Annotated in this window: 21 protein-coding genes; 15 read left to right on the plus strand and 6 right to left on the minus strand. The window is 46.7% G+C overall.

Going from position 1 to position 16,139, the window contains the following annotated elements; genetic code table 11:
• Positions 1-3: 3 nt before the first annotated feature.
• Entirely contained in the window at positions 4-1,131 is a 1,128-nt protein-coding gene (locus GLW00_RS12900; RefSeq protein WP_160914681.1) for a toxic anion resistance protein, read from the minus strand.
• A 53-nt stretch (positions 1,132-1,184) separates the two neighbouring features.
• Entirely contained in the window at positions 1,185-2,039 is an 855-nt protein-coding gene (locus tag GLW00_RS12905; RefSeq protein WP_160914683.1) for a hypothetical protein, read from the minus strand.
• A gap of 334 nt (positions 2,040-2,373) precedes the next feature.
• Between GLW00_RS12905 and GLW00_RS12910 the strand changes: the two genes are divergently transcribed.
• The 4 genes from GLW00_RS12910 to GLW00_RS12925 all read left to right on the plus strand — a co-directional run bounded on the left by GLW00_RS12910 (position 2,374) and on the right by GLW00_RS12925 (position 4,776).
• Positions 2,374-2,919 carry a hypothetical protein gene (locus GLW00_RS12910; RefSeq protein WP_160914685.1) on the plus strand — a complete coding sequence of 182 codons (546 nt, stop codon included), beginning with the start codon at positions 2,374-2,376 and terminating at the stop codon, positions 2,917-2,919.
• 203 nt (positions 2,920-3,122) lie between these two features.
• On the plus strand, positions 3,123-3,470 hold the full coding sequence (locus GLW00_RS12915; RefSeq protein WP_160914687.1) for a DUF4260 domain-containing protein: 348 nt from the start codon (positions 3,123-3,125) through the stop codon (positions 3,468-3,470).
• Between the two features lie 12 nt (positions 3,471-3,482).
• Positions 3,483-4,259, plus strand: coding sequence for an aminoglycoside adenylyltransferase domain-containing protein (locus tag GLW00_RS12920; protein WP_160914689.1), 777 nt, complete (start codon positions 3,483-3,485; stop codon positions 4,257-4,259).
• A gap of 250 nt (positions 4,260-4,509) precedes the next feature.
• Positions 4,510-4,776 (plus strand): hypothetical protein, encoded by a 267-nt coding sequence (locus GLW00_RS12925; protein ID WP_160914691.1) that lies wholly within the window; start codon positions 4,510-4,512, stop codon positions 4,774-4,776.
• Between the two features lie 114 nt (positions 4,777-4,890).
• On the opposite strand, the gene GLW00_RS12930 is transcribed toward GLW00_RS12925, so the two are convergent.
• Entirely contained in the window at positions 4,891-5,889 is a 999-nt protein-coding gene (locus GLW00_RS12930) for a tRNA dihydrouridine synthase (protein ID WP_160914693.1), read from the minus strand.
• Positions 5,890-6,156: 267 nt separating this feature from the next.
• On the opposite strand from GLW00_RS12930, the gene GLW00_RS12935 reads away from it, so the two are divergent.
• On the plus strand, positions 6,157-6,330 hold the full coding sequence (locus tag GLW00_RS12935; protein WP_160914695.1) for a hypothetical protein: 174 nt from the start codon (positions 6,157-6,159) through the stop codon (positions 6,328-6,330).
• Between the two features lie 45 nt (positions 6,331-6,375).
• On the opposite strand, the gene GLW00_RS20720 is transcribed toward GLW00_RS12935, so the two are convergent.
• Positions 6,376-8,310, minus strand: coding sequence for an SPOR domain-containing protein (locus GLW00_RS20720; RefSeq protein ID WP_160914697.1), 1,935 nt, complete (start codon positions 8,308-8,310; stop codon positions 6,376-6,378).
• A 214-nt stretch (positions 8,311-8,524) separates the two neighbouring features.
• Between GLW00_RS20720 and GLW00_RS12945 the strand changes: the two genes are divergently transcribed.
• The 5 genes from GLW00_RS12945 to GLW00_RS12965 all read left to right on the plus strand — a co-directional run bounded on the left by GLW00_RS12945 (position 8,525) and on the right by GLW00_RS12965 (position 12,620).
• A complete protein-coding gene (locus tag GLW00_RS12945; RefSeq protein ID WP_160914699.1) occupies positions 8,525-9,739 on the plus strand; it encodes an EAL domain-containing protein in 1,215 nt (404 codons plus the stop codon).
• A 130-nt stretch (positions 9,740-9,869) separates the two neighbouring features.
• On the plus strand, positions 9,870-10,133 hold the full coding sequence (locus GLW00_RS12950; protein ID WP_160914701.1) for a hypothetical protein: 264 nt from the start codon (positions 9,870-9,872) through the stop codon (positions 10,131-10,133).
• 15 nt (positions 10,134-10,148) lie between these two features.
• Positions 10,149-10,619 carry a GNAT family N-acetyltransferase gene (locus GLW00_RS12955; protein ID WP_237417510.1) on the plus strand — a complete coding sequence of 157 codons (471 nt, stop codon included), beginning with the start codon at positions 10,149-10,151 and terminating at the stop codon, positions 10,617-10,619.
• Positions 10,620-10,773: 154 nt separating this feature from the next.
• Positions 10,774-11,685 (plus strand): methyl-accepting chemotaxis protein, encoded by a 912-nt coding sequence (locus GLW00_RS12960; protein WP_160914702.1) that lies wholly within the window; start codon positions 10,774-10,776, stop codon positions 11,683-11,685.
• Between the two features lie 119 nt (positions 11,686-11,804).
• Positions 11,805-12,620, plus strand: a complete 816-nt coding sequence (locus GLW00_RS12965) for a GGDEF domain-containing protein (protein ID WP_160914704.1) — start codon at positions 11,805-11,807, stop codon at positions 12,618-12,620.
• Positions 12,621-12,672: 52 nt separating this feature from the next.
• Here the strand turns inward: GLW00_RS12965 and GLW00_RS12970 are convergent, their stop codons facing one another.
• A complete protein-coding gene (locus GLW00_RS12970) occupies positions 12,673-13,368 on the minus strand; it encodes a toast rack family protein (RefSeq protein WP_160914706.1) in 696 nt (231 codons plus the stop codon).
• Positions 13,369-13,537: 169 nt separating this feature from the next.
• Between GLW00_RS12970 and GLW00_RS12975 the strand changes: the two genes are divergently transcribed.
• The 5 genes from GLW00_RS12975 to GLW00_RS12995 all read left to right on the plus strand — a co-directional run bounded on the left by GLW00_RS12975 (position 13,538) and on the right by GLW00_RS12995 (position 15,287).
• On the plus strand, positions 13,538-13,924 hold the full coding sequence (locus GLW00_RS12975; RefSeq protein WP_160914708.1) for an ectoine synthase: 387 nt from the start codon (positions 13,538-13,540) through the stop codon (positions 13,922-13,924).
• A gap of 91 nt (positions 13,925-14,015) precedes the next feature.
• Positions 14,016-14,264, plus strand: a complete 249-nt coding sequence (locus GLW00_RS12980) for a hypothetical protein (RefSeq protein ID WP_160914710.1) — start codon at positions 14,016-14,018, stop codon at positions 14,262-14,264.
• Between the two features lie 71 nt (positions 14,265-14,335).
• Complete coding sequence (locus GLW00_RS12985) at positions 14,336-14,581, plus strand: intracellular growth attenuator family protein (RefSeq protein WP_160914712.1); 246 nt, start codon at positions 14,336-14,338, stop codon at positions 14,579-14,581.
• A gap of 23 nt (positions 14,582-14,604) precedes the next feature.
• Positions 14,605-15,063 carry a hypothetical protein gene (locus GLW00_RS12990; protein WP_160914714.1) on the plus strand — a complete coding sequence of 153 codons (459 nt, stop codon included), beginning with the start codon at positions 14,605-14,607 and terminating at the stop codon, positions 15,061-15,063.
• Entirely contained in the window at positions 15,060-15,287 is a 228-nt protein-coding gene (locus GLW00_RS12995; RefSeq protein WP_160914716.1) for a hypothetical protein, read from the plus strand. The genes GLW00_RS12990 and GLW00_RS12995 overlap by 4 nt, the downstream gene beginning before the upstream one ends.
• A gap of 21 nt (positions 15,288-15,308) precedes the next feature.
• Here the strand turns inward: GLW00_RS12995 and GLW00_RS13000 are convergent, their stop codons facing one another.
• A complete protein-coding gene (locus tag GLW00_RS13000) occupies positions 15,309-15,881 on the minus strand; it encodes a hypothetical protein (RefSeq protein WP_160914718.1) in 573 nt (190 codons plus the stop codon).
• Positions 15,882-16,139 lie beyond the last annotated feature (258 nt).

Here is a 16,139-nt window from a genome sequence, read left to right on the forward strand (position 1 = left end):
GCTTCAGTCACGAAGCGCTCTTTCTCTATGACTACCCGTCTGCGACAACCTCTTCCGGACATTTTCATTCAAAGCATCCATCTCTTCAATAAACTGCTCACTCGAAGCAATAATCCGTTCCGACGACTGCTCTGTCGTTTTCAATGCATCAAACACATTATCAAAAGACTCCTGAAGAGCCTCCATACTAATGGCCGGATTTTCCATCATCTCTGTCGTCTCTTGCGCATTCTCCTTCAGATTCCTGGAGTTCGAAAGCAGCATCTCCTCAGTCGCTTTATTGACCCCGTTCACCGTATCAATTACTTTCCGCTGATTATTCAAAGCGAGCTGAATGGAAGCAGAGACGGTAATGATGTTTTTCGTCAACGTCACCGCATTACGGATCGATTCCTTCAGTTTCTCATTGTTTTTCTTGATGATATCGACAGAAGAAATGCTCTGATGCAGCACACTCTTCATCTGCGTCATGTTTCTCGTACGTGTAATGATTTTCTCTTTTCCTTCGGTAATCAGTGCCAGGTCGTATTCGCCGGTCGCTTCTTTTTCTCTCAAAAGCTCAAACAGCTTCTTACCGAGGTAGATCTGCTTGTCCAAATCATAAATACGTTTCTGGGCATTTTCTTTAATCAGCTGCAGTTCGACGCTATCTTCTTCGAGGCGGTCTTTCCCAGCAAGCAGGCTCCTAACAACCATATCAATCTTCGAATCGACCGTCTCATACCTCTTCATGTAGCGGTCGATGGGCTGCTTTTTGCTTAGTTTGTAAAAGAACTTCTGCACGCCATTGCCTTCAGTGCGCTTTGGATCAAGGTTCGATACGATCGTTTCGAGTTCTCTCAGTGAATCGGGGATGTCGTTATTGCCTTTAGTCATGAGGTCGTTGACTGGCCGCTTCAACGTTTCCATCGTCTCTCCGGCAACACGCTGTTCTCTTTCTCCGAGGTCTCCAAGTTCTCTCATCACGTCAGATAGGGAGTCGTCCCTGGATGTATCGAACCTTCCGGCGTAAGCTTCGGCCTCTTCGTTCAGGCGGTCGATATCTTCTTTTTCAATAAGCGTCATCGCTTCTCTCAGGTCCTGTTGGTTCATTTCCGCTTCTTTATCTTTATAGGGAGAATGTTTACTCATGTCCATACCTCCTGTATGTCATTCGTTGGTTTTGTGAAAAACAAAAAGGTCGTTTACTTTCGCGAAAGGAAGTTTTCGTCTTCCTTATTATATTTGGAAGCAATGATGCCTTTGCTTCTGGCAAAGTTCTGCGTATGGCTTTCTTCTTCTTTTCGCTCCAGAGTTTCAATGAACTTCTGCAGATCGTACATCGTCTCTACCAGTTCATGTTTCCGTTTTTCTTTATTCTCATCTGATAATCGCTGAAACGATGCGATGAAGTTGGGGACGTCTTTGTCCATCATCGTCTCAAGAGAGTATTGTTCTTCGATGTCGAGTTCTTCCATCCTTCTGAACTGTTTCTCTGTCCGTTCCTTCAAAGACGTCCACTCCTGTTGAAGGTCCGGATGGTTCTCGAGAAACGGGAAGTCCCAGTCTTCGAAGATCGGTTCCTCCGGTTGTTCAAACGTTGTACTCTCTCCGGATATTTCCATGTGCTCGACATAGGTGTTCACATGTTTGAACAGGATCTCTGAAAAATCCCTCAGCGTGCCTCCAAGTCCTTTTTTTCTGGTGAATTCTTCTTTCAGAAAAGTAGGGAGGAAGGCTTTTTCTTCTTCGATCCATTCAAAGCGTCCGAGCAGCATTTTCGGCGGCTTGCCGTAAAATTCGAGGGTTCCTCTGAATGTGTTGGACTTCGGAATCACGGCGGAAAATAAGACACCGTTCCAAAATCCATCCATGATATATCTCTTCTTCATTTCTACCAGTTCTTCTATATCCAGATCGAAATAAACAGGGCGTTTTCCTTTGATCACCTGCTTCATATCTCTCATCGTTTGAAAATCGATGTAGCGCTGATATTCGGAGGTATGTGGCATGAATGTTCTTTCCAAATTCTCAAGCATAAAAGAGTTGAGGTTTTCCATGCTTCGTCAGCCCCTTTTCCATCTTTCCTTTTTCCACGACTAAATGAATCTATGCTACTTCAAGAATACCACAAAATGGGGGTTGAGACTAAGATATGCCTACGTCACTTCCCAATGAGAAGGAGGAGGCGGAGTCATCATCTGTGGGAAATCTATCTTCCATTTACTATGAATATACGTATGTGCGGGCTTCAATGTTTCACTATTTTACATATTACTCTTCAAAGTCCGGGTGGGAGTATTGGTGCATATTTTTTCCTTTGTAGGGAATTAGGACCAAAAGAGAAGGACACTAGCCATTGAAGCAAGAAGGAATATAAGGAGGAATTTCAAGGTGAAAAGGATTTTAATCGTCATAGCAACCATCCTATCCGTTTTATTCGTTACCAGTGCCTGCACAAATTCGGATCAAAGCTCTGTGGAACAAGAGGGAGATTCAAGTGAGGGAAACGAAGCCACAACCCCTTCAGATGAGAATCGTGAGCGAGTACGGGAGTTTCTCGAACACGAATTTAATGGCCCGAGTGAAAAAACGGAAGAAATCTATAGGGAGGGGACGAATGCAGAGCTCTGGAATTATGTAGAGGAGACGTACAAACCTTACTTTAATGAAAAAGGATACAAAGACATAACACAATTACAAAAAGCTTCGATGTATATCAGGGAAGCAAGTAGGAGCGGTTATGAATTGAACGCAACAGACATTAACATTGATAAAGATGAAGAAAATAATGCTTACGCTTTTGAGGTCGATGTGGAATACAGCAAAGATGGCGAAACAGATGCTACAACGGTGCAAGGAAGAATCAATTTGGATGAGGATGGAAAGTTCAGCTTCCTCCGATATTCAGATCGAGGCGGATTGCTTGAGAGTATGTAAGTTTCTTTAAGCATCATGTTTGGATTCCTCCTAAAAGAAGCACCACGATACTTACCTAAGGTGGATACCTAAACATTTGGTTAAGTTTATTAAAATTTGAACTTTTGTCCAATGAATTATGATAGGTTGGTCATACAAAGATTCCTATTAAAATGGAAGCAGATAGAGTTTGGTATCACAAGTGGTGAACAGGAGGGGTTGAAGTGACGAGGGTTTTGCTTCATATGGAAGGAGCATTCGTATTCCTGGCAAGTTTATATTTTTACCAGCAGAATGATTTCAGCTGGCTCGCCTTCGTGTTCCTTTTATTGATCTTCGACATTTCCATGCTCGGATACCTCGTCAATGAGAGAGTCGGGGCGGTTGTCTATAACCTTTCCCATAGTTATGTTCTACCGTTATTGCTTATCGTAGCTGCTATCGCTGCCTCCCTGGATGCCCTCTTAATGATCAGCTTGATTTGGATGGCGCATAACGGGATGGACAGGATGTTCGGGTATGGGCTGAAATATCCGACCGGTTTCAAGGATACGCATCTTCAAAGAATCTAGGAGGGTAAATCAATGGTCGATGCTTTTCTCGTAGGATGTACGGAGAAGTTCTATGAAATTTTCGGTGAGAATATAACAGGTGTGTATCTACATGGTTCGCTTGTCTTAGGTGGATTTGTGCCTGCGAAAAGTGATGTCGATTTGATTGTCGTGACGGAAAAACCGATGTCCCGTATGGATGCCGTTCAGCTGACAGATTTTCTTCTCGAACAGTCGGGCTCTCCTTATCCGATCGAAATCTCTGTATTGAACCGCCGTCAGCTCGACGAATGGCAGCACCCGTGTCCGTTTGATTACCACTACAGCGAGGACTGGAGGAACCGTTTTCTCACAGGCGGATCAACCTATGGCGAAGAAAGGGAAGATCCAGACTTGGCTGCTCATCTGACCATCATCCATCACAGCGGGTGTGTGTTGTTCGGAAAGCCGGTCGATGAAGTATTCCCTCCTGTTCCGAAGCAGGACTATTTGGATTCGATTCTGAGCGACTATGAGGATTGTCTGGAAAATGTCGAGGTGGAACCGGTTTATAGTGTGTTGAACATCCTCCGGGTCTATTATTATTTGGAGGACGAACGCATCTACTCGAAGGATGAGGCCGGCCAGTGGGCCTTGAGTTCTCCTTTTTCAAAAACCGTGGTGAAAGTATTGAAGCGGAGGCGGGGGGATGATGTTTCGATCGCAGATGAAGAACTCGCATCTTTCAAACGATATTATCAAGAGAAAATAGAAGCCTCCCTTCATGAGAAGAAGGTGAGGGTGAAAGGCTCTGTCAACGTTGGTGATTGATCGCTGCTTGAGGAGGATCCACGATGAGCAGGGGAAGGACTGGGAGCGCAAACGATATCCTTAAAACCAATAGCTAACCGGAAAATCACCGTATACGTAAGCTTACGTGAATCCTTCCCTACACAGGAAAGGTATCTTCCTGTCATCGATCAAAAACGGACTATCATCCTCCCTCTAATTCATGTATAGTAGGTAAGGCATATCTTAGGCTTTTTAAGCAGAAGATTAATTATTATTAGAGGTGAAACAGATGGACTACAATCAAATTACACAAAAAATTGAAGATATTGGTGGCAACTATATCACCATATCTTACTTGCAGGCGACAGAAGAAGATGACTCGCTATATGACGTTTTCGTTAATGTATGGCCCAATAAAAGTATGAAGAGAAACTTTGAAACGATCGTCGTTAAAACGGATATTCCAATGGAAAAGGCTGAAAACATTTCTAAACGTCTGCACACATCATTGGGACGTGTTTATGGAGATGTCCATTACACAGGACTCGAAGCATAATATCTTAGGGAAAAGCATGGATGGGATCCATGCTTTTATTTTTTACTTCAGGCCATCTACCGGCGCCAAATAAAAAAAGAGAGAAAAGCGTCGATGGCTTTTCTCTCTCTAAAATTAAGAAATGGAGAAACTTTTTTCTTCCTGTACGCCTGCGTTTTCCGTAAATTCATCAAGGAGAGCGCGCACTTCATCGGTCGATTCTGTGTTCATCAGCTGGTTTCTGAGCTCACCGGCTCCACGGAAACCGCGCACGTAAATCTTGAAGAAGCGGCGGAGCGGTTTGAAAAGACGTGGCTCAAGTTCTGCTGAGTACTTATCATGCAGGTCGAGCTGCAGACGCAGAAGATCGAGCAGTTCTTCACTACTATGCTCTTTCTTCTCTGTTTCGAAGCAGAACGGGTTGTGGAAGACTCCGCGTCCGATCATGACTCCGTCGACGCCGTATTTCTCTACGAGTTCAAGACCTTTCTGGCGGTCAGGGATGTCTCCGTTGATCGTCAGAAGTGTGTCTGGAGCTATTTCGTCACGCATTTTCTTGATTTCCGGAATCAGCTCCCAGTGTGCATCGACATTACTCATTTCTTTTTTCGTACGAAGGTGGATGGAAAGGTTGACGATATCCTGTTCCAACAAGTGCTTGAGCCATGTGCGCCATTCGTCCACTTCCGTATAACCGAGACGGGTTTTCACACTGACAGGAAGTCCGCCGGCTTTCGAAGCCTGAATGATCTCTGCGGCGACATCCGGACGGCGGATCAGTCCGCAGCCTTTCCCTTTTGTCGCGACGTTCGGAGCCGGGCAGCCCATGTTGATATCGATTCCTTTGTATCCCATTTCGGCCATTCCGATACTCATCTGACGGAAGTATTCAGGTTTGTCACCCCAAATGTGGGCGACGATCGGCTGTTCATCTTCAGTGAACGTCAGACGTCCGCGTACGCTGTCTTTTCCTTTCGGATGGCAGTAGCTTTCCGTATTCGTGAACTCTGTGAAAAACACGTCAGGTCTCGCCGCTTCACTCACGACATGACGGAACACGACGTCCGTCACGGCTTCCATCGGTGCCAGGACAAAAAACGGTTTCGGCAACTCATGCCAGAAATTCTCTTTCATATATATCTGAACCCTTTCTTTATTGAAAATAATCGTAGTATTTTTTGTAAATGTCTTGTTTCTATTATATCCATTACCATTTAGGCAGGATTTGAACCATTATATACTTTAATGGTATCGCGTGAAAAGTGCAAGGGGAAGAGCTGGATTGTATCTTTACAGGCGTTTATTGAAGCCTATCATATATTTCTCCTTTAATCGGTAGAAAGGGTTTGTCAGTGGTCTCTCCAGGTAATAGAATCCTAAAGAGTAGTATGGAGGGCTGTTATGAATGATACGCTGATTTCAGTCATCATTATTCTATTGGTTTCAGCGGGTTGGGGAGCCATTATCCTTAGAGACTTTGATATCGCAAAAGGGATAACGAAGGGAAATGGTGTTCACCTTGTGGCTGCTGCAGGATTCGCTTTTTTACTTATTTGGATAGCGACAAGCTTATAATCATAGAAAAAGCCAGTACTCCCGAAGAAGGAGACTGGCTCTTTTTTATATTTCGTCAAGCACATCATTCAACTGCACACGCTGCTTTTCCATCTCTTGTAGCACAAAAGTGATATTCCGCTCATGAAGCTGCAAAATCAGCTGACCATACGTCTCTCCAGGAACAGCCCAGCGGCCGTTCAAGCGGGTCCACGTCGGGGCGATCCCTCGCGTGACGAGGTCGAAGCGCGGATCTACTTTTTCCAATCCTGCTGGAATGGGATCCGTTGAAGCATAGGCGTAAAGATGCTGGATGTGGGCGTGGACGCCTTCTTCTGGTGTGGCGAAGGTGGCTCCCTGAACGCCTCCACCGGTCGCGCCGATGCCGGCGAAGTTATTCTGTTCCGGTCTCACATCTCCTGTGAAGCGGAAGTAGTTTGTTTCATTAAGCGCTTGGGCGTAAGCGACGTCGCCGCGGATGCCGTAAAATTCTCCGTATTTCAAATAGAAGTGTCCGAGATTAGGAGCGCCAGGGTTTACAGTTTTCGCGTAATCATCGAGCTGGCAGGCGGTCAAATACATGTCACCGAAGATCTTGTACCCACCGTCGTCGACAGGAGGTTCTGGTTCCGTCGGCGGGGTCGATCCGTCCGTGACAATGAAGGCATCCGTGATGCCGATCGATTGGAGACGTGCGATCTGTGCTTCGGCATTTTCTCTCATGGAATAGGCACCGGCCTGCAACCGGAAGTAGGTGACACCGTTGATTTCCACTTGGATAATCACGCTTACAATGCCGTTTTGAGCGAGAAAAGCGACTCGTTCTTCTGCATTCTCACGGTTACGGAATGAACCTGCGATGACGCGGAACAATCCATCGCCTGGCTCAGGTTGTGGTGGGGCAGGGGTATCTCCATCACGCACGATGAAAGCTTCTGTAATGCCGATGGCTTTAAGACGTGCGACCTGGGCTTCGGCGTTTTCCCTCTCTGCGTATGCGCCGGTTTGCACGCGGAAATAGGTTACGCCGTTGATTTCGGTCGGCACGATGAAGCTGTCGATGCCATTTTGGGCGAGGAAGGCGACGCGTTGATCGGCATTCACTCGATTTTGGAACGACCCGGCGATGACACGGAACAAGCCGTCTCCAGGTTCCCCCGGTTCCGGTGGCGGAGGTGGGGCAGGTGCATCTTCGCCGCGGATGATGAAGGCATCCGTAATTCCGATGCGCTTGAGACGCTCCACCTGTTCTTTTGCATTTTCTTCATTAGAAAAAGCGCCTGTTTGCACACGGTAATACGTTGTTCCTGAAATCGTCGTCGGTACAACAAAGCCGGGGAAGCCTTCGGCAGCGAGTGCTTCGACCCGTTGTTCAGCATTCTCGCGGTTTTGGAACGACCCGGCGATGACCCGGTACAAGTTGCCATCCCCCGGTGGTGAAGGTGGTGATGGGGTTCTCGGCAGATCGAGTGCATCCGCGACGCCTTCGGCGATCCCGCGGCTGACATCATTGATGAAGGCGGAATTCCTCAAAAGCGCAAGGTCGGCGGGGTTGTCGACGAACAGGACTTCGATGAGCAGGGAGCTCATGTTCGTTTCCCTCGTCACGAAAAAGTTGGCGCGTTTTTTCCCACGGTCGCGTACATTGTACTTTCGGATCGCGCGGTAGGTGGTGTCATGGATGATATTTTGATAGGTTCGTGTATTCGGAGCCAAAGGACCGTTGTAGATATAGCTTTCAAAGCCGCTTCCTCCTGCCGCATTGTTGTGGATCGATAAGAAGAAGTCAGCGTTCACACGATTGGCGAGGTTTGTGCGGTCCCTGAGGGATACGGTAGCATCTGTCGTTCGGGTCATTAGAACCCTTACTTCATAATTCAATGAAAGGATGCGTTGGACATTCAGGGCAATAGACAAATTGAAGGTCTTCTCCTGGAACCCTTGAAAGGTTGCACCAGGATCCGACCCTCCGTGACCAGCATCTATGACAACGGTTTTCATATAAGTCAGTCTCCTTTCTGAACTTCCTCCTATTATATGAAATTATCAGACAAGGAGTATAGTCAAATATAAGGCAACCATCACAAAAATTTCGCCTTAGATAAAACTTTATTCCTACTCTTTCATTTCTACCATTCTTCGGATTCATCATTTATAATTCCATCAAAAAATCGTGTATAATGGAGGCAGATAAAGAAAAGCAGGAGGGGGACACATGGATCCACTCGATATCTTAGGCAATTTACATAAAATCAGACCAGTCTTCCAGCCGATCGTCAGTGCCATCAACCAGGGCGTCATCGGCCACGAAGTCCTGGCACGCTATGAAGAAGATGGGAAATGGCATAGTTTAGGTCCGTTTTTCCTGGACCCCGACGTCCCGGAAGAATTCAAGGTTGAAGTCGATCAGCATGTGCTGAGGCTTGCGGTCGACCAGTTTTTAGAAAAAGGGACCGATGGGATGTTGTTCATCAACCGCAATGCGAAGCAGTTGATGATCAATGACGGGGACGACCTCATACAGTCACTGCTTGAATATGAACAAAAGGGGTTGGAGTTGAACCGGATCGTCATTGAAGTCACGGAGCATGATTTCGATGAAGAGTTCGAGACGTTGAACCATCTGCTTCTCTATTACAAAACGTACGGCATCCAGATTGCGGTCGACCATGTCGGAGCGAAGAGCTCGAACATCGACCGGATCCGGCAGCTGGAACCGCATATCCTGAAAATCGATTCGAGGATCATCCGCCAGCAGAATGGAGATACGTTCCATGACATCATGTTCTCACTGTCGATGCTCGCACACAGGATCGGGGCGGCCCTTCTTTTTGAAAACATAGAAGATGACTACCAGCTCTATTTTGCATGGAAACATGGCAGCCGCTATTACCAAGGGTTCTATCTCGGGTACCCTGCCTTCCAACCGGTCACCCGGGAATCGCTCGCCTTGAATATCGGGGAGAAGATGGCTGGTTATGTCCAGCGTGAAAAAAGCTTACTGCAGCAGCGCCATGATTTCATCAAAACGTGGGAAAAGAAAGTGAAGAACCTGCTGCCGAGGTGGGAAGGTCCGAAGAAAGCGGACACCTTCATAGAAGGGGTCACCCAGCAGTTCGATGAAGAGAGCTTCCGGATGTTCGTCTGCCACATGGATGGCCAGCAGGTGTCCTCGAACTTCAGGAAAAAGACCGATGTATGGGAACTCGAGCCCCACAAGCGTGGAGCGAACTGGGCGTTCCGTCCATATTTCCTCGAAAACGTCATGCAGATGAAAGCCCTCAATACCGGGTTGCTTTCTGGTCTTTATTCCGATATCGAAACGAAGGAAATGGTCCGGACGTTCAGCTTTCCACTGACGGATCAGCATTTCCTTTTCATCGACTTGAGGTATGCGTACCTCTATGAACACGAGTGCCTGCTTGCCTGATCAACGGAGAAAGAGGTGCAGGATGATGATGACCACCACGCCATTTGATACGTTCCTGTAGGGAGAGAGTGAGTGCCTTGAGCCTCCTTGCGGGATCGTGTCAAATCTCGAGGGACAGGACGTGGGTACGATGAAAAACAGAACGACCGATTATTACCGCCATCACAGGGAGCGCATCATCCGGAAGCAACTGGACATTCTGCTGAACGTGAGAAAGTATGAGGAAAGTGAACCTGGGCATCCGTGGTTGCAGCACCCCGGAAAACTGGCGAAAGCGCACCGGAAAGGGGCGTATCGGTATGAAAAGAAACACAAAATCAAAACAGCACCGGAAAAGTCCCGGCTGCAGATGATGCTTGCCGAGATGGAACATTTTGAAGAGGACTGGTGCTGAACGAGGGGGAGCAGGTTGAACCTTTCTTTACAAACCATGACGAAAGAATATGCGGAAGAATCTCTCCAGTGGACGTACGAGCCGCCTTACGATTTTTACAACGTGGAACTGTCCGAAGAGGCGCTTGCCGAGCGGTTGGACGGAACTTACCGTTCGGTTTTGGATGACAAGGGAACGCTCATCGGCTTCTTCTGCACGGGAGAGAGTGCGAAAGTTCCTGCCGGTGAAAAGGACGGCGTCTATGAAGAAACCGCTGTCGATATGGGTCTCGGACTGCACCCTTCGCTTACAGGACAGGGGAATGGTCATCTTTTCGGGAAAAAGGTCCTTGCCCAAATTCAACAGGAAAATGAAGGGGTCCCCATCCGACTTTCCGTGGCCACCTTCAACAAACGGGCCATCCGTCTTTATGAAAACATGGGCTTTGTCAAACAGGCTTCATTCCAGACAGAGGCGTGTCCATTCATTACGATGATCAAAAAATAAGCAGAAGTCCGGGACGGTTGTTCCGGACTTTTTTTATCCTCTTGTACTCTAATTGTCTAAAACATTAAAATTGCCAGACATCTTTCCAGTGGGTATAATGATGAATATACAGGGATAGGTATTATGGATTATTACAGGGGAGAGGGTTGTTACAATGGTACATAGTTTAGAGAAAAAGAATGTGAAGAAAGATCTAATGTTTGAAGCGGCGGAAAAGAATCTGGCCATCATCCAGTTCGGGACCGACCGGAGAGTATCCTACGTGAATGAAATCTTTTCATCGACGATGCAGTTCCGGTCAACCGAAGACATGATGGGCTTGCATCATAAGAACTTTTGTTTTGATGATTTTGCTAAAAGTAGAGAATACGATACGTTCTGGAACGACCTGCTGAGCGGGCGCAGTTTTCAGGATAAAATCGAACGTAAAGATGCGAAAGGCCGTCGTGTCTGGTTGGAAGCAACCTACATGCCGGTGTACGATGACGCAGAAATCGTCGGTGTCATGAAGATTGCGACAGATATTACGAAGCGTCAAAGTGAAATCACCGAAGTGGTGGAGAGTTTGAAAGAGATGTCTGTCACACTGAATACAAGGGCCGAAGAAGGGGTTCGCCAACACGAAGAACTGAACGATAAAATCAATGAAATCGCTGTGAAATCAAAAGGGAACACGGATATCCTCATCGACTTGCGTGCCCAGGCAGAAGACATCCAGGGAGTTGTGAAGACGATCAGGGACATCGCCGCGCAGACAAACCTTTTATCCTTGAATGCAGCGATTGAAGCGGCTCGTGCCGGCGAGCATGGTCGCGGATTTGATGTCGTTGCCAAAGAAGTGCGGAAGCTTTCGACGAAGGTGGAAGAGTCGATCGGAGAGGTGCGCGAAAATATCGATAACATAACGAAAGAGATTTCCAATATCACATCAGGAACAGAGCAGATCAGAAAAGATGTGGAAGGCAGCCAGACACAGATCAACGGAGCCTCTGCAGGATATAAGGAAATCGTAGGGGCTGCCGAAGCACTGAAGAAAGAAGCAGAAGCCTTATCCGGAATCATTTGAACATTGAAACGTTTCAGATGTAGGAGGAGGGGTATCTTTATCTTAGAGTAAATAGACCTAGGTCTTAATGACTTCAAAGACACTGTTTATTCGAACCCCTTTGGAAAGGTCGTCTTCGTATGAAAATGAATTATTTGAGATGGATGCTCATTATCTATATCGTGCTCGGGACTGTCATGGGCATCAGTTTTTCACTGGTCCTCGATCAGTTCATCCCGATTCCGGATCAACTGTTCCTGTTCTTCATGATCGCTTCGGTCTTTGCTGGGGCACTGTTAGGGTCAGTCAACTATTTGATCTATTATTACTTTACAAAACGTTTCATCCGACATGTGAATCTGGTCCTGAACGCGGTTCGAAATGGGGATTTGTCTGCAAGGACCACCTTTCGGTCCGGGGGCATGATTGGTGAATTGAATAAAAACATTAATAAAACGCTGGTCAACCTGGAGCGTTCCCAAAAGAATATCCTCCATGATGATCTGACAGGGATACCGAACAGACAGGCTTTGCAGCAGCGTTTCCTCGAAGGGGAGGAGAGCGGAGTCCATGTTCTCTTGTTTATTGACGTAAATGAATTCAAAAGGATCAATGATACATACGGCCACGTGATGGGAGATGAGATGCTCCAATCCATCGCTGCCCTCCTTCATGAAGCGGTGAAAGGGAGCGGCCACGTGTACAGGTTGAGTGGCGATGAATTCGTCATCCTTCAAAAAATACAGGACGGCGAAAGTGCGGATGAACTGTGTGCCCGCATCCACCATGCTTTTCTTGAACCGTTCCATCAAGGGGGACACCGGATTCCTGTCAGCATCAGCATTGGCGTATGTGAATTCGTGTTCGGGCAAAAGGATTTCGTCAGCATTTTGGATGAGGCGGATCAGGAGATGTATCAAGCGAAAAATAGCCGGAAAGTTCGGTTGCAGTCGTAAAGGAAAGGCGCTTGGATTAGATCCAGGCGCCTTTCCAGGTTGTTGCAGCATCTTATTTTACGATGAACGCCAAATCTCCGACGCCCATTTCAGCGTTGATGTGAATGCGTGGACCACTAGAATCATACGCTTCGTTCACCCATGAGTCTCCTGATTTTAGTAGACCATCCGTCTCGATATCTCCAATCCCTTTTTCAACTGTAATTTTGACACCTGTATCTTCCGGCAGATAAACGGTACTTTCCCCAACGCCAGTTTCGATGGTTGCATCAAAGCTTTCCTCATAATCGCCGGAAAGGTCGACGGTCAACTCTCCTACGCCAGCCTCGATGGAGAGGTTCTGCAACCAGGCTTCTTTTAGATCCAGTTTCGATTCTGCTGCCCACGTCTGGAGGGCTAGATCGACCGGAATCTGATTGGTCAAAAGAACGTCCCACTCACTCTTTTGATTGTTGAGGAATTTCTTTTTACCTTCCGTTTGGGAGAGTGTGATCGTGCCATCCTGATAGGAAAGTTCAGGAGTCAGAAAGTTTTCAGGGTAAAGGAACGACCCTTCCAGCCAGTCTTCCGATCCTGTTGCTAACGTAAGCTCACCGACCCCCATCTCGATCTCCATCTTCAGTTGATCGGCATCATCTCGTTCGATCCGTTGAGTCTCCTCCACCTGTTCACCCGCATGAACGAATGAACACCCGGCTAGTGTCATGAAAGTACTTGCACCCAAAAGAGTTTTGACTAATTTCTTCAACCTCATCGCTCCTTTTTTGCATCTGAAAATAGTATAGCGTGCTTCATCCAAAAGGCTAACTGCCTGCGGGTGTATCTTTCATAGGTCCCGAGATGTATTTTCTTTCATGGAAAAGGGGCGTTCTACTCGGTGGAATAGGGAATAGATTGAAAAAGAAGGAGGAGATGTCATGAAAGTCGTTGCCTTGAAAGATGTAATCGGGACGAGTCAGGATGTCGATGGAGGAACGTGGAACAGCCGGCGTCTCATCGTTAAGAAAGACGGGATGGGCTATTCCGTCCATGACACGATCATCCGCGCAGGTACGGAAACACACATATGGTACAAGCACCACCTGGAATCGGTCTATTGCATCGAAGGAGAGGGTGAAGTCGTCACGCTGAAAGATCAAAAGACCTGGCCGATCGAGCAGGGTGTCCTCTATGCCCTCGATGAACATGATGAGCATGTGTTACGGGCAAAAACGGATGTGAGAATGATCTGCGTTTTCAACCCACCCATCAGCGGGGATGAAGTCCATGATGAAGATGGTGTGTATCCAGTCGATGAATCTTAACCTTTCCTAGTCCAGGAAGGGTTATTTTTTTCCATAAAAACGGAAATTTTTGTTACAATAAGAGCCGTGGCATGTGGAAAGGAGGGTCTTTGTGTTGAAAGTGTGGGACAGAGTTGGAGGCATTTTCCTGATCGCTGGATTATTCGCTCTCATCCTCCCGCTGTTTACAGACTTTCCTTTCCGATGGGAGTTGTTATGGATTTGCTCGGTGCCATCCACAGTAGTGATGCGGGTGAAAGACATTCAGGAAGGGAAGAGAGTAGAACCGATCCTTGTTATTACTTTTTGTGTACTTATTTTTGGGTTTGCGCTGTACAGTTTGTTCTACAGTCCTTTATAAAAAATGATAGAACTCTTTGACCGCATACATATTTTTATAGGACCGTAGTCGTTTGGAGAGGGGGAATGAAATTGAAGAAGACTTGGAGGTGGATCGGACATTTTCTCTTCGGGGCTGCCGTTCTCATTTTTCTTGTGATGCTGCTCACCGACCTTCCATTCCGCACAGAATGGGCCTGGATGTTCCTTGCGCCATCCGTCGCCATTACGAGAGTGCGGGATATGCGTGAAACAGAAAAGACAGTAGAGCCGCTCATCACCATCGGTCTTTGTGTCCTCATTTTTAGTCTATCATTATTTGGTTTATTATTTATCTGATTACATATCGCGAGGGATTTTATATGGAAGAAGCTTTAAAACAAGAAAGTGTCGACCAGAAAAAGGTTAGAAACAAAGCCCGGAGCTCAATGTGGTACCTTTTCTTATTGATGGTTTTGTGTATTGGCTTCGGGCAGATTTTTTTCAATATGATTCAGGGTCTCTTTTATTTGGGGGCTGTCATCTTTTATGGATCTTTCCTTTACGAAACGTACATGAGCAGGAAAACGAACGAAGAGTTGTGGCAGATCTGGGATGAACGGTGGAGGGACCGGCGGTTTCTTTTCCAATTCCGTTCTTCGCTGTCCAAAAGTATAGAAGTGCTGTTCCCTGCCATTCTTGGAGCAAACGCGTCGTGGATGATGTTTGGCCTCTTCCTGGTTATCGGGCTCGCGACTGGCTTTAGACAAGGCATACAGAAATGGAAAGCCAAAGAGCATTACTACCAGGAATACTTGGAAGATAGGAGCATGGCCGCATGAAAGCATTCAGGATATTTATCGCTCTCTGTGGAGTGATGACCATCATATGGATGACGGTCAGTTTATTTAATGAACGGATCAACCCTTCTCCATTAATCAATGCTCTCATCATCGGCGCTCTCTTTATATTACTTGGAGTAGAAAATTGGATCGATGATCAAAAGAAATACGCTGCTTTTTACATACTCCTGGCCTTCATTCCAATCCTATCACTCTTGATATAAAAAAAGAGCCAGAAGCTGGCTCTACCTTTGATGGTACGTTAAATCGATCATTAAAGTCGTACATAATAACAGAATCGCTTGTTCCTCCGTCCACTCGCGGCCTCTCACATGGTAGATATCGCCCGAGAGCCACGCTTCTTTTGTGGTCGGGGCCGGGATGGATCGTTTTTGGATGGTAGCGATTTGCGTATCTCCTGCTTTCGCTTCAAAATCAGATGCCATATTCTTTCCATTCACTTCAAAAAGCGTTTCCCCAGAAGATTCAGCAATGATTTTCTGCGAAATGCTCCCTTTGAAGCGAAGATCGTATGTAGCATCTCCTGTTTGGATAGAAACATCGCTCGTGAGTCCTTTTTTGCGGTAAATATGTGCGATGACCTCCTGATTCACTGATAAAAGTTTGATATGTAAGCTGGTCATTTGATTAAGATTGAAAAATTGGAGAGCATGGTTCAGCCAGTTTCCGGAGCTTGAAGAGTCCTCTTCAAACGTGGCTACTCTTTGATTCTCTTTATCTGATATGCAGTATTGTTTGCTTTGATGAGTCATGATGGTTTTGGTTTGTAGGGTGTAGTAGGTAGAGTTATGTAACATAATCGTCTCGCTTTCTATAATAGGTATGACTAAACAGTACGGATGAGTGTGTGTGATGGTTTCATCCATTTGAAAAAAGTGAGTCGCGCGCTGGAAGCCTGAGTCGCGCGCAAGGAGCCCGAGTCGCGCGCAGGGAGTCCGTGTCGCGCCAAAGAGAGCCCGAATCGCGCCAAAGGGGGCCTGAGTCGCGCCAAAGGGAGTCCGAGTCGCGCCAAAGAGGGCCCGAGTCGCACCAAAGGAGGCTCGAGTCGCGCGCAA

The organism is Halobacillus litoralis, assembly GCF_009856445.1.
In the GTDB taxonomy this organism is placed as follows: domain Bacteria; phylum Bacillota; class Bacilli; order Bacillales; family Halobacillaceae; genus Halobacillus; species Halobacillus litoralis.